This is a genomic window from Pseudomonas sp. 06C 126 (assembly GCF_001855215.1).
Taxonomy (GTDB): Bacteria; Pseudomonadota; Gammaproteobacteria; order Pseudomonadales; family Pseudomonadaceae; genus Aquipseudomonas; species Aquipseudomonas proteolytica.
Genome location: NZ_MIFU01000125.1, coordinates 1 through 13,617, shown reverse-complemented (window position 1 = coordinate 13,617; position 13,617 = coordinate 1). Strand labels below are relative to the sequence as shown.

12 protein-coding genes and 1 pseudogene are annotated in these 13,617 nt (G+C 61.5%); 9 read left to right on the top strand and 4 right to left on the bottom strand.

Annotated features, from left to right (window positions below; genetic code table 11):
* The 3 genes and pseudogenes from BHC62_RS29125 to BHC62_RS23985 form a co-directional block, all read left to right on the top strand.
* Positions 1-371: pseudogene (locus BHC62_RS29125) on the top strand (hypothetical protein); the annotation flags it as partial.
* A 2-nt stretch (positions 372-373) separates the two neighbouring features.
* Entirely contained in the window at positions 374-736 is a 363-nt protein-coding gene (locus BHC62_RS23990; protein WP_070996397.1) for a hypothetical protein, read from the top strand.
* Between the two features lie 188 nt (positions 737-924).
* Positions 925-2,388 carry a hypothetical protein gene (locus BHC62_RS23985; protein WP_029293262.1) on the top strand — a complete coding sequence of 488 codons (1,464 nt, stop codon included), beginning with the start codon at positions 925-927 and terminating at the stop codon, positions 2,386-2,388.
* A gap of 71 nt (positions 2,389-2,459) precedes the next feature.
* Here the strand turns inward: BHC62_RS23985 and BHC62_RS23980 are convergent, their stop codons facing one another.
* Entirely contained in the window at positions 2,460-3,548 is a 1,089-nt protein-coding gene (locus tag BHC62_RS23980) for an SMP-30/gluconolactonase/LRE family protein (protein WP_070996396.1), read from the bottom strand.
* Positions 3,545-4,231, bottom strand: a complete 687-nt coding sequence (locus BHC62_RS23975; protein WP_070996395.1) for a sterol desaturase family protein — start codon at positions 4,229-4,231, stop codon at positions 3,545-3,547. The genes BHC62_RS23980 and BHC62_RS23975 overlap by 4 nt, the downstream gene beginning before the upstream one ends.
* Before the next feature lie 181 nt (positions 4,232-4,412).
* Between BHC62_RS23975 and BHC62_RS23970 the strand changes: the two genes are divergently transcribed.
* From BHC62_RS23970 to BHC62_RS23945, 6 genes are all read left to right on the top strand, one after another.
* The gene (locus tag BHC62_RS23970; protein WP_029293268.1) at positions 4,413-5,327 is read left to right on the top strand and encodes a substrate-binding domain-containing protein; all 915 of its coding nucleotides are present in this window, start codon (positions 4,413-4,415) and stop codon (positions 5,325-5,327) included.
* Positions 5,328-5,390: 63 nt separating this feature from the next.
* On the top strand, positions 5,391-6,899 hold the full coding sequence (locus tag BHC62_RS23965; protein ID WP_070996394.1) for a sugar ABC transporter ATP-binding protein: 1,509 nt from the start codon (positions 5,391-5,393) through the stop codon (positions 6,897-6,899).
* Positions 6,865-7,857, top strand: coding sequence for an ABC transporter permease (locus BHC62_RS23960; protein ID WP_029293819.1), 993 nt, complete (start codon positions 6,865-6,867; stop codon positions 7,855-7,857). Before BHC62_RS23965 ends, BHC62_RS23960 begins: the two co-directional genes overlap by 35 nt.
* Positions 7,858-7,930: 73 nt before the next feature.
* Positions 7,931-9,010 (top strand): alcohol dehydrogenase catalytic domain-containing protein, encoded by a 1,080-nt coding sequence (locus tag BHC62_RS23955; RefSeq protein ID WP_070996393.1) that lies wholly within the window; start codon positions 7,931-7,933, stop codon positions 9,008-9,010.
* Positions 9,011-9,012: 2 nt separating this feature from the next.
* Positions 9,013-10,545, top strand: a complete 1,533-nt coding sequence (locus BHC62_RS23950; protein WP_070996392.1) for an FGGY-family carbohydrate kinase — start codon at positions 9,013-9,015, stop codon at positions 10,543-10,545.
* 138 nt (positions 10,546-10,683) lie between these two features.
* Entirely contained in the window at positions 10,684-11,409 is a 726-nt protein-coding gene (locus BHC62_RS23945) for an SDR family oxidoreductase (protein WP_070996391.1), read from the top strand.
* On the opposite strand, the gene BHC62_RS23940 is transcribed toward BHC62_RS23945, so the two are convergent.
* Positions 11,406-12,410, bottom strand: a complete 1,005-nt coding sequence (locus BHC62_RS23940) for a LacI family DNA-binding transcriptional regulator (protein ID WP_029293275.1) — start codon at positions 12,408-12,410, stop codon at positions 11,406-11,408. The genes BHC62_RS23945 and BHC62_RS23940 overlap by 4 nt on opposite strands.
* 50 nt (positions 12,411-12,460) lie before the next feature.
* A complete protein-coding gene (locus BHC62_RS23935; protein ID WP_029293277.1) occupies positions 12,461-13,324 on the bottom strand; it encodes a LysR family transcriptional regulator in 864 nt (287 codons plus the stop codon).
* Between the last annotated feature and the right edge of the window lie 293 nt (positions 13,325-13,617).

Here is a 13,617-nt window from a genome sequence, read left to right as displayed (position 1 = left end):
AGAGCATTGCCCAGACGTCGAAGTTTTTGGGCAATGGCACGTATGTGGGGCTGGCGCTGGATGTGGGGGTGGCGGGGTTGGAGATCAAGGAGGCGTGTATGAAGGATCGGGGGGAGTTGTGTAGCAGGGCGAGGTATGTGGAAGGCGGGAGGTTGGTTGGCGGGGTTCTGGGGGCCGCAGCGGGTGGGTCAATAGGGGCTAGCCTCGCGCGGTCCACCTGCAACATTGTGTTAGGTGTAGTTACGAAGGGGCAAGGGAGGTTGGCGTGTGGGGTTGTCGGTGGTGCTGCTGGCGGGTTCGGCGGGGGGACTGCGGGAGGGATTTTTGGAGAAGAGGTGGGTGATCTTTTGTACAAGCCAGCAGGAATCTGAACATGTCGTTGTACACATTGATCCTTACAGCGCTGGCAGTTGGAATGGTTGTTTCGGTGGGGCTACTCCTATACGCCGAATATAAGAAACTCGAAGAGTTAGAAAGCTATTTCAGCGAGAACAAGGCGGTCCAATGCAACAAGCGTTTTTGGGGGAGGAATAAACGTATCGATAGAACCATGCGTATGAGCATATTCATCGGTTTTTTCATGCAGCCCAAAACCCATATCAAGAGCAATGAGGTGACCAGGGAAGAGCTGGACTCAGTCCCCTTGGCACTCAAGCGCTGGGCAACGTGGCCGTTTTACTTCTCGTTCATCTATTTCATGGCGTTGACGACCTGGGTCGTTTGGCGCAAGTGGTAGCCGAGCAAACCAAAGCCCAGCAGCGCCTGGGCTTTGTCGTTTCTTCCCACAGAGCTGATCGGATCCTTCCCGCATTTATCTGAAAAAATACTGTACATCCATACAGTCATATCCTACAGTCCATCCCAGGTGAACGGATTTCACCGCGCACCCAAGCCACAAATTTTTTAACTATGGATGGATAAAAAATGAAATCGAAAAAAGCCTTTATGCTGGGCGCGGCCATGGCGGCCTCCTGCTTCGTTTCGGCCTTTGCCCTGGCCGAGCAGTACCCTTCGCAAGCCCCGGCCAAACTGTCCGCCCAGGCGGTCAAGCATGCGGTCGACCAGGCGCTGAAAGTGGGGGGCAAGGTCGAGTCGTCCAAGCTTGCGGGCGAACTCAAGCAAAAACTCCAGGCGGCCAAGGCCGGCAAGGCCAAGGCGGTGGCAAGCAAGGCCGCAGCCAGCAGCGCGCCGGTGGATACGGTGGTTGATGCGCTGCAAAAACCGGGCGAGAAACACCTGCAAGGCGCAGCGATTGCAGCCTTTGCCCCCCTGTTCCCGACCCTGGATATCAACACCCTGTACAACGTGACCGGCGTGGAGACCGGGGCGGAGGTGGCCTATCACTTCAACCTGGCGCAAAGCGCGCGCATCCAGGTCCAGTTGCTGAACCAGAGCGCCGGCACCGATATGTCGTTGAGCCTGTTCCATGACGACGGCCAAGGCAACCTGACGCTGCTGGGCACCTCTGATAACGCAGGCAGCGCCGACGAATACCTCAACGGCGTAATGCCCGCCGGCGATTATTACTGGTACATGGTGGCCAACACCGCGAGCAACTCGCAGTTCAGTTTTGGCGTGGCGGTGGACAGCAATATCGACGCCTTCGAGCCCAATGACACCGCGCAAACCGCGTTCGCGTTGCCGGATGCGCTGAACCAGCTGGCCGGTAACCTCGACAGCGTCAACGATGTCGATTACTTCGACTTCACTTCGCTGCGTGGCCAGGGCGTGGGCATGTTCCTCGGCGATGACGGCGCGGGCACACGCGAGCAGTGGATTTTCGAGCGCTTCGATGGCAACAACTGGGTCGTGATCCAGCCCAACAACACCTCCACCTACCCAAGCCTTACCCCGGGCTACGTCGTCAAGGTGCGGGTGCGGGCCAACCCGGCAGTGGCGCTCAACCCACAGGCGCGATACATCTTGTCCTTTGGCTCGGCGCCGCGCCTGAACCAGAGCAATGTGAATGGCGACAACGTGGTGCGTATCCCCAGTTCGATCATGCAACTGGCCACCCAGGCTGCTCGCAGCCTGAGCTGGAGCACCCAGTGGTCGGACAGCACCGGTGAGCCGCTGCGTGGCGTGACCCCGGTGCTGCGGGTCGACAAACGCTTCGACAACACCATCAACTACCACTGGGTCGACTACGAGGCCAAGACCGGTGTCACCGGCGCGGCGTCCGGCAACGTCGACCTGGGCACCTGCTCCGGCGATCTCAATGTGGTCTACCCGGACAGCTCGTCCGGCCAGACTTACAACTGGCGCACCTGGTTCAACATGGGCGGCTGGCGCATTGAGCTCAAGGAGTTCCCGGGTGTTGGCGTAGGCGGCAATATTTCGCAGTACGTCAGCCTGGGGCATATCTGCAGCCAGACCATCGTACGTTGATCCTGTAGACGCCGGCTTGCCGGCGACGAAGCCCTCAAGTCTTGCATTGACCTTGAGGGCTTCGTCGTTTCCTACAAAGCCAATGCCAGTTTCAGCGGCAAGCGCGCCATGCTGGTGTTCTTCAGCGAACCCAGGTACAGCCACTCACCCTCTTCGCGGGCGCTGGTGATGGGTGAATAGTTGCCCGCGCTGCCATCCTGCAGGTTGGCCACCACCTGACCATTCACATCCAGCCCCAGCACAAAGGCTTTGCGCTCGATGGGCTTGGGCACCACCATCAGCGCCCGCACCATCATCTTGCGTATCGCGGGGTAACCGGCCAAGCCATCGAGCAGTGGGTTACGCGGCGAATACAGCGCCACCCAGAACCGATCCCGACCATTGAAGGTGAGGTTGTCCGGCAGCCCTGGCAGGTTGTCGATAAACAGGTCATGGGTACCCGCCTTGTCGCCCTTGAGCCAATAGCGACTGATGCGATAGGCCCCGGTTTCATTGACCAACACATAGCTTTCATCTGGCCCCAGGGCCACGCCGTTGGCGAATTGCAGATGATCGAGCAAGACGTCGGTCTGGCCGTTGCTGAAGTCATAACGCAACAACCGACCGTCGCCACCATGCTCGATCACCGCTTCACCATCCTGGCCATAGCCCCAGCGGCTGGAGGCATCGCTGAAATAGCCATAGCGTCCGGCGGCGTCCACCGTCACATCATCGGTAAACCCGAAGGGTACGCCGTTGGCGCTGGTGCTCAGGGTGCTCAACCTGCGCTGGGCGTCCAAGGCCAGCAAGCCCTTGATCCCATCGGCAATGATCAGGCGCCCGTCGGGGTGCAGTGCCAGGCCCAGTGGGCGGCCACCGGTGTTGGCCAGCACTTCCAGGGTCTTGCTGTCTGGCGCGGTGCGGATGATCCGCCCGTCATGCAGGCCAGTGACCAGCAACCCCTGGGCATCCACCAGCAAGGCCTCGGGCCCGGCGATGTCCTGGGCGCCAATGCGCTGGACATCCTTCAGGCGCTGGTTCTCGCTATAGGGCCCCGTTTGCAGGGACGGAGCCTTGGGCGGGGCCCAGTTGACCGGCTGGACCTCGGTGGGCATCAGCAGCAAAAAGGCGACGATGGCGATCAATACCAGCAACAGCAGATGACGGATTTTTTGGCTCATGGTGCTTCCCGAGAGTCTTTGGAGGGGGTTGAGACGGGCTCCCAGTGCAGCGTGCCGAACAGATAGTCCATCAATGGCAGCACGATGTTGAAGTTGCGTCCTTGCATCAATTCGCGGCGGTGGTGCAACGCATGGAGTTGGTGCATATGGCGGATCCATGGCAAGCGGGCCAAGGGGTGCCCGGCAGGCAGGTGTTCGCAGGCATGGAAGGTTTCGTAGAGCAGGTAACCGAGGATCATGCACCCGGCGAACAGCCCGGCGACGTTCGGGTTGAGTTGCTTGAGCAGCCACCAGGCGGGGAGGGTGATGGCCAGGCTGTGGAGCACGATCAGCCAGGCCGGAAACAGAATCACCCGCCAGTCCCTGGGGCTGTCATAGGTCATGTGGCCGGGGGTGAAGAAGCTGTGGTGATCACCGGTGTGGCGTGCATAAAACAGCTTGGCAAACCCATGTTTGTGATGGCCCAGGTGGCGATGGACGAGGTAAATGCACAGGTTGAAGAACACCAGTGTCAGGGGCACGGTCAGCCATTCCCAGGCTTGAATCCGTTGGGTGCTGCCCCAGGCCAGCATGATGCAGAGCAAACCGTAGCTGAGCACAAAGCCGGCATGCAGCCACGGGTTATAGCGCGGGTGGACAGCGGCGCGGTAGCGTTCGCGAAAAGCCTCGGTGGGATGGGTCATGGCGGCGCTCGTTATATTTTTTGTTGGGGACCAAGCTTAGTCCGGCCTGCCAATTTTGCGAACTGAGCTCGCCCCGACAGGCGCAAGGGGCTTGCACCTGCCTCATTTACTTGCTAGCTTCTGCCAAAATGTTAACGATAACATTTGCTCTAAAAATAAAAACAAAACAGAGACCCACGCCATGAAAATGCTTCGCAAAACCCTGTGTTTGTTGGCTCTAAGCATCTCCACCGTCGCCCTGGCCGACACCCGGCCTGCGCCTCTGCGCATTGGCGCTTCCTTCCAGGAAATCAACAACCCGTACTTCGTCACCATGAAAGATGCCCTGCAAGACGCAGCGGCGACCATCGGCGCGCAATTGATCATCACCGATGCCCGCCACGACGTGTCCAAGCAGGTCAGCGACGTCGAAGACATGCTGCAAAAGGGCATCGATATCCTGCTGATCAACCCCACGGATTCGGTGGGCGTACAGTCCGCCGTCAAATCGGCCCATGCCGCCGGTGTCGTGGTGGTCGCGGTAGACGCCCAGGCCGATGGCCCGCTGGACTCCTTCGTCGGCTCAAAGAACTTCGACGCCGGCTTCCAGGCCTGTGAATACCTGGCGAAAAACATCGGTGACGCCGGCAATATCGCAATCCTCGACGGCATCGCCGTGGTGCCGATCCTCGAGCGCGTGCGCGGTTGCAAGGAGGCCGTGGCCAAGCATCCACAGATCAAGATCGTCAGCATTCAGAACGGCAAGCAAGAGCGTGACCAGGCACTGACCGTGACCGAAAACATGCTCCAGGCCCAACCCACCCTCAAGGGCATTTTCAGCGTCAATGACAACGGCTCCCTTGGCGCACTGTCGGCCATCGAGGCCAGCGGCATGGACGTCAAACTGGTCAGCGTCGACGGTGCGCCGGAAGCGATCAAGGCCATCCTCAAGCCTGGCAGCAAGTTCATCGCCACCTCGGCGCAATACCCGCGCGACCAGATCCGCCTGGCCCTGGGCATCGCCCTGGCCAAGAAGTGGGGCTCGCAAGTGCCCGCCACCCTCCCGGTGGATATCACTCTGATCGACCAGGCCAAGGCCAAGGACTTCAGCTGGTAAACCGTCCGCGCCCCACGTCAAGCGTGGGGCCCTGGGCACCCTTCTGAACGAGAGGTCGGCGGCATGAGCAGTCTTTTGCAACTGGAAAACATCTGTAAACGCTACCCGGGGGTGCAAGCCCTCAAGTCCATCAACCTGCAAGTGGAGCGCGGCGAAATCCATGCCTTGCTCGGGGAAAATGGCGCGGGTAAATCGACCCTGATGAAAATCCTCGGCGGGGTCGAGCACCAGGATGAAGGGCGCATCCTGATCGACGGCCAGGCGCAGCAGTTCGCGACCTATCGTGACGCGATTGCCGCTGGCATCGGCATTGTGTTCCAGGAGTTCAGCCTGATTCCCTACCTCACGGCAGTGGAAAACATTTTCCTCGGCCACGAGCTGAACAACCGCTTCGGCCTGCTGCGCAAGCGCGATATGCATCAAGCGTCCCAGGCGTTGTTCCAACGCCTGGGCGTGAGCATCGACCTGCAATGCCCGGTCAAGCACCTGAGCGTGGCCGAGCAACAGTTTGTCGAGATCGCCAAGGCCCTGGCCCTGGATGCGCGGCTGTTGGTGCTCGACGAACCCACCGCGACCCTTACGCCAAGCGAGGCCGAGCTGCTGTTCGAGATCATGCGTGAGCTCAAGCGCCAGGGCGTGGCCGTGATTTTCATCTCCCATCACCTCGAAGAAATTTTCCAGGTGTGCGACCGCATCAGCGTATTGCGCGACGGCGGCAACGCCGGCGTGACGGATGTGGCGGACAGCGATATCGACCGCCTGGTCGAGATGATGGTGGGCCGAAAACTGGAATGCAGCTTCCCCCCCAAACCCACCGCCGCGCGCGGGCCGTTGCTGCTGGAGGTCAAGGACATCCAGCTCAAGCGCAACGGCCCGCACAACCAGTTCCAGCTGCACCAGGGCGAAATACTCGGGTTTGCCGGGCTGGTCGGCTCGGGCCGCACCGAACTGGCCCTGGGCATGATGGGCGCGCTGGCGTCGGTGACCAAGGATGTGTGGCTGCGCGGGGTAAAAGTCAGCCTCGACGACCCGGCCCAGGCCTTGGCCCAGGGCATCGGCCTGCTACCGGAAAGCCGCAAGAGCGAAGGCCTGATCACCGATTTCAGCATTCGCGAAAACATCTCCATCAACAACCTGCGCAAATACCAGGGTGCCTGCGGCCTGATCGACAAAACCAAGGAGTGCGCCAGTGTCGATGAGCTGATGCGCCAGCTGTCGATCAAGGCCCCGAGTGGCGAAAGCCGGGTGTTCAACCTCAGTGGCGGCAACCAGCAGAAAGTGGTGATTGCACGCTGGATCAACCATCACTGCGACGTGCTGGTGTTCGACGAACCCACCCGTGGCATCGACGTCGGCGCCAAGGCACAGATCTACGCGCTGATGCGCAAGCTCACCGAGCAAGGCTACGCAATCATCATGATTTCTTCGGAGCTGCCGGAAATCATCGGCATGTGCGACCGCGTCGCCGTGTTCCACAAAGGCGCGATCGTCAAGGTACTGGAAGCGTCCGCCGTCAACCCACAAGAGGTTATGCGCCATGCAACAGGGGGCTCAAGTGAATACGTCCATTAACCGCGCCGAGACCGGCTGGCTGCGCCTGAACCTGGCGCGGCTGGTGCGCTCGCCGGCGTTTTATCCGTTTATCGGGCTATTGGTGGTCACGGCCGTGATGATCGTCGCCAGTGATACTTTCCTCACCGCCAGCAACCTGTCCAATATCGCCCGCCAAGTGTCGATCAACGCGATCATCGCGGTGGGCATGACCTGCGTGATCCTGACCGGTGGCATCGATTTGTCAGTGGGGCCGGTGATGGCCTTGTCCGGCACCCTGACCGCCGGCCTGATGGTCGCGGGCCTGCCGCCGGGCCTGGCGATTGGCGCCGGGTTGTTGATCGGCGTGGCGTTTGGTATCGGCAACGGTCTGTTCGTGGCCTACCTGCATATGCCACCGATCATCGTCACCCTGGCGACCATGGGCATCGCCCGTGGCTTTGGCCTGATGTACACCGACGGCTATCCGATTTCCGGGCTGCCGGAGTGGTTCGCGTTCTTTGGCCGTGAAAGCCTGCTGGGCATCCAGGTACCGATCCTGATCATGCTGGTCACCTACCTGGTGGCCTATGTGCTGCTGCAACACACGCGCATCGGTCGCTATATCTACGCCATTGGCGGCAATGAAGAAGCGGTGCGCTTGTCCGGGGTGCGGGCGGCGCGTTTCAAGTTGCTGGTATACGGCCTCAGTGGTCTGACCGCGGCGATTGCGGGGCTGGTGCTGACCTCGCGCCTGATGAGTGGCCAGCCCAATGCGGGCATCGGTTTTGAACTGGATGCGATTGCTGCTGTGGTCCTGGGCGGCGCCTCGATTGCCGGTGGGCGCGGGGTGATTGTCGGCACCTTGCTTGGCGCCATGCTGCTCGGGGTCTTGAACAACGGCCTGAACATGCTCGGGGTCTCGCCCTATGTGCAGAGCGTGATCAAGGGCGCAATTATTTTGCTGGCGATCTTTATCAGCCGTCAGCGCCACAAGTAAAAAAAACCATCACCGCAACGCGGCCGCCGTGGCCGCGACGGGCTCTCTCATCTTCAATAAAGGTCAGTACACCATGGATAAGCACACCCAAATGCAAGCCGTCGTCTGCCACGGCCCGAAAGACTACCGCCTGGAGCGCATCAGCAAACCCCAGGCGCGGCCCAATGAACTGGTGATCCGCATTGCCGCCTGCGGCATCTGCGCCAGTGACTGCAAATGCCACTCGGGCGCGGCGATGTTCTGGGGCGGCGACAACCCCTGGGTCAAGGCGCCGGTGGTGCCGGGGCATGAGTTTTTTGGCTACGTGGAGCAAGTGGGCGAGGGCGCCGAGGAGCACTTCGAGGTCAAGGTGGGCGACAAGGTGATCGCCGAGCAGATCGTGCCTTGTGGCAAGTGCCGTTTCTGCAAGTCCGGCAAGTACTGGATGTGCGAGGTGCACAACATCTTCGGCTTCCAGCGTGAAGTGGCCGAAGGCGGCATGGCCCAGTACATGCGTATCCCCAAGACGGCCATCGTGCACAAGATTCCCGAGTCGGTGTCTTTGGAAGATTCGGCCTTGATCGAGCCGATGGCCTGCGCGATCCATACGGTCAACCGTGGCGACCTGCAGCTCGATGACGTGGTGGTGATTGCCGGCGCGGGCACCCTGGGCCTGTGCATGGTGCAGGTGGCCGCCTTGAAAACCCCGAAAAAACTGGTGGTCATCGACATGGTCGACGAGCGCCTGGCGCTGGCGAAAAAATACGGCGCCGATGTCGTGATCAACCCCGCCCGGGACAACGCCCGCGAGATCATCAATAGCCTGACCGACAACTACGGCTGCGACGTGTACATCGAGACCACCGGCGTGCCGGCCGGCGTGACCCAGGGCCTGGAGCTGATCCGCAAGCTGGGGCGCTTTGTCGAGTTCAGCGTATTCGGTGCCGAGACCAGCGCCGACTGGTCGATCATCGGTGACCGCAAGGAGCTGGACGTACGTGGCGCGCACCTGGGGCCGTATTGCTACCCGGTGGCCATCGACCTGTTCGAACGTGGCCTGGTGACGTCCAAGGGCATCGTCACCCATGACTTCCCGCTGGATAACTGGGCTGAAGCGTTCGACCTGGCCAACTCGGTGAAGTCGATCAAGGTGCTGCTCAAGCCAGGACAATGACTATGCATTATGTGATTGGCGTAGACATAGGCACCCAAAGCACCAAGGCGCTGTTGGTGGATGGCGAGGGTCGGATCATCGCCCAGCACAGCCAGGGCTATCGCGTGGATACCCCGAAAGTACGCTGGGCCGAGCAGTGGCCGCAGGTCTGGCTGGATGCGGTCGAAAGTTGCGTCAACCACTGCATGGCCAAGTCCGGTGTACACAAGGAGGCGGTCAAGGCGCTGTGTATCAGCAGCCTTTACGGCGGCTCGGGAATTGCCGTGGATGCCGCTATCAAGCCGCTGCATCCGTGCCTGATCTGGATGGACCGCCGCGCCGGCGAGCAGGTGGCCTGGGTGCGCGAACATGTCGACCTGGAGCGCCTGTTCGCGATTACCGGCAACTCGGTGGACAGCTACTACGGTTTCACCAAGATGCTCTGGCTCAAGCAGCACCAACCCCAGGTCTGGGCCAACACCCGCTACCTGCTGCCGCCCAACAGCTATATCAACTACTGCCTGACCGGTGAGGTGGCGGTGGATCACAGCAGCGCCGGCAATATCGGCGGTATCTACGATGTGGCCGCGCGGGGCTGGTCTGCCGAGATGCTGGCGGCGCTGGATATCCCGTTGGCGATGATGCCCGAGCGCTTGCTGTATTCGGGCGAAGCGGTGGGCGGCCTGCTGCCGGAATGGGCGCAACGCCTGGGCCTGGCGGCGGGCATGCCGGTGCTGGCCGGTGGCGTCGACGCGGCCATGGCGACCCTGGCGGCCGGCGTCACCCGGCCGGGCAACCACGTGGCGATGATCGGCACCAGCATGTGCTGGGGCTACCTCAACCAACAGGTGGATGCCCGGCATGGCCTGGTGAGCATGCCCCACGTCTACAACGGTCAGCAGGACCTGTACATCTTCGGCGGCGCGATTACCGCCGGCGCCTCGGTGAGCTGGTTTCGCGAGCAGTTCTGCCAGGCCGAGGAACAACAGGCCAAAGACACCGGCCAGGACAGCCTGTGGCTGCTGGAACAGAGCGCGCGCAAGATCCCGGCGGGCAGTGAGGGGCTGTTGTTTTTGCCGTACCTGATGGGTGAGCGCAGCCCGGTATGGGATGACCAGGCCAGCGGCAGTTTTGTCGGCCTGAACCTGTATCACAGCCGCATCCACCTGTACCGCGCGGTGCTCGAAGGCGTGAGTTTTGCCCTGCGGCACAACATCGAGGCAGGCATGCGTGGTGCCCATTCACTGGACCCACGGTTGATCGTGGTGGGCGGGGCGAGCCATTCGGATTTGTGGATGCAGATCATTGCGGATGTGACCCGCTACCCGGTGTACACCATCGTCCAGGAAGTGGAGGCGGCATTGGGTGCGGCGTTGTTGGCGGCGCATACGGTGGGGCTGGTGGACACCGCGCAGATGGAAAAAGGCTGGGTGCAGTTGGAGCTGCGGGCTGAGCCTGGGGCTGAGAATGTGCAGGCATACGACCGCGCTTTTGCCGACTACCTGAAGCTGTATCCGGCACTCAAGCCGGTGATGCACAGCCTGCAAACGGGTTAAGTGAACACGGACCAAAATGTGGGAGCTGGCTTGCCTGCGATAGCGGTGTATCAGTCGATAAATCTGCTGGCTGACCTGCCGCCATCGCCGGCAAGCCAGTTCCCACATGGGCTCTCTATTGCTTTGGGATATTCATTGATGACCACCACCTTCGACTTCACCCACCAACGCATCCTCGTCACCGGCGCCAGTAGCGGCATCGGCCGGGAAATCGCCCTGCAACTGCTCGCCAGCGGCGCCCAGGTTTTTGCCATCGGCCGTGACGCCAACGCGCTCGCGCAATTGGGTTGCGAAACCCTGTGCCTGGATATTGCCAACAGCGCCTCCCTGGACGCGGCCCTCAAGGACTTGCCGCCGATGCATGGCCTGGTCAATTGCGCCGGTATCTCGCGCCTGGAGCCGGCAGCGGCGATCAGCAGCGCAGCCTTTGACCTGGTGATGAACGTCAACGCCCGCGCCGCCGCGCAAGTCGCCAGCCGAGTGGCGGCGGCGATGATCGCCGCAGGTATTGCTGGCAGCATCGTCAACGTCTCCAGCCAGGCTTCACTGGTGGCACTGGACGACCACCTCGGTTATTGCGCGTCCAAGGCCGCCCTGGATGCGATCACCCGCGTGCAATGTGCTGAATGGGGGCGTTTCGGGATCCGGGTCAACAGCGTCAACCCCACCGTGACCCTGACGCCGATGGCGCAACAGGCCTGGTCCGATCCGGCCAAGCGCGACCCGGCCTTGGCGGCGATACCCTTGGGACGCTTCGCCCAGCCGCACGAAGTGGCATTACCGGTGCTGTTCCTGTTGAGCGAGGCGGCGAGCATGATCAGCGGGGTCAGCCTGCCGATCGATGGCGGCTACACCAGCCGCTAGCCGTTTTCCAGGGTGCCGGCAATCACCACCTTGTCCCGCGGCTTGTACGGGTCTTGCAGGCGGTCGAGCAACAGGCGCACCGCACTGCTGCCGGCCAGCGACGCATCGTGGGCCACGCAGGCAATCGGTACGCCGAAGATATCGGCAAAGGGCAAGCGGTCGATGCCACAGATGGTCAGGCTGTCGTGGGGGATGTTGTGCATGCGCAGCGCGCGCAAGGCCCCGAGGGTGATCAACTGGTTGAACCCCATGATCGCGTCCGGCGCAGCGTGCGCGGCCAGGTAGTCGAGGGTGTGCAGGTAGGAGGGCATCAAGGTGTAGTCGCCGGCGCACACTTGGACCTGCACCTGGGGATGCTCGGCCAGTACTTCGCGCAGGCCCTTGAGGCGCTCTACGGTGATGCGTGAATGCTCAGGCCCGGTCAGCACCAGCAGGCGCTTGAGCGCCGGGTTGTGGCGCAACAGGTATTGCGCGGCTTCGATCCCGCTGTGGTAGTTGTCCAGCACCACGCGGCTGAACGGGCTGTCGTGGATCGTGCGGTCGAGCAGCACCACCGGCGTCTTGCCGTTGCCCAGGCGCTCCAGGTAATCGGGTTGGTAGTCGGGCTCGTCGGAGACCGGCGACAGGATGATCCCCGCCACGCGATAACCCAGCAGGGTGTCCACGGCCTTGCTTTCCAGTTCTTCCAGCTCGTCGGTGTCCACCAGCATGATGGTATAGCCGTGTTTTTTCGCCTCGCGGGAAATCGCCTTGATCATCTCGCTGTAGAACGGGTTGTCGACCGATGCGGTGATCACCCCGATGATCAGGCTTTCGCTGCGCTTGAGCCCACGGGCGAAGGCGTTGGGCACGTAGTCCAGCTCGCGTGCCACCTCAAGGATGCGTGCCAGGGTAGCGGGCTTGACCAGGTCGGGTTTACTCAACGCCCGCGACACCGTGATGGTGGTCATATTGACCCGCTTGGCGATGTCGCTGATGGTGACGGATTTTTTCTTGTTCATCGACAGGGCAGACCAGGAGAAAACATCAGGAGGCTAACATGGGCAGGGGTTCAAAGCACCGGATCCCAGCGTTGCGACCAATCGCTTTCGGCCTTGACCACCCCGCGCAGCAGCACCAGGGCCTGTTGCAGGATCGCCGAATCGCGTTCGCGCGAGTACACAAGGTAAGTCGGGAAACTGAACTCCGGAGCCTTGGGCACACGCTCCATTACTCCGCTTTCGAGGTAACTCTGCACCACCCGCGTGCGGAAATAGCCGCTGCCGCCGTTCTCCAGAATGTATTGCAGGGCCAGTGGCCCCAAGTTGAAACTCACCGCGGCGCGGGCCTTGTCGGGCAGGGCGGCGTCGTGTTGCTGGCGAAAGCCCGGGCCCCAATCGATATACACATAGGGATCGGGACGGGCGGCCAGGCGCACCAGGATCAGTTTTTCCTCCAGCACCTGCTCCACCTGCAACCCCGGCCAGTACTGCGGCTGGAACACCAGCGCGGCATCCAGCACGCCCAGTTCCAGCTGGCGCAACAGGTATTCACCGTCACGCACTTCGGTGCGCAGTGCATGGCTGGGGATATGCTCGCGCAGGGCCTTGGCCCAGCCGAGCATCAACGGATTGCACAGGCTGACTTCGCCGCCGATATGCAACACATTGCGATAGCCCTCGGGCAACGGCAGGTCACGGCGTGCGGCTTCCCAGGTCTGCACCAGTTGATTGGCATACACCACGAACGCCTCGCCATCGGCAGTCAAGCGCGCCCCGGCGCGGTTGCGCACAAACAGCGTACTGTCGAGCTGGCTTTCGAGCTTTTGCACACGTGCGGTAATGGCGGTCTGGGTGACGTGCAACTTCTCGGCGGCTGCGGCCAGGCTGCCGCAGCGGGTGATTTCCAGGAAAGTGCGTGCCAGTTCGATGTCCATGTCGGCTCCGGAGAGGGGGGAGGGACATTGTAGTGTGACAATCGAAAATCGGTGTGTGAAATGCGATGAGTGTGGGAGCTGGCTTGCCTGCGATGGTTCTTGGGGTTGGGTACATATCCGTTGCTGCGGTCATGGCCACTTAAGGTTCCGCTCTTACAGCGGGTCACTTTCGAAGAGCGCGAAAGTAACCAAAGCGCTCTTGCCCCACCACTCGGCACCTCGCCTAGGCTCGGTGTGCCCGTAATCCGACATTGATTTGGGGGGCCGCCGCGATGGGCCATCCATGGCCCAGC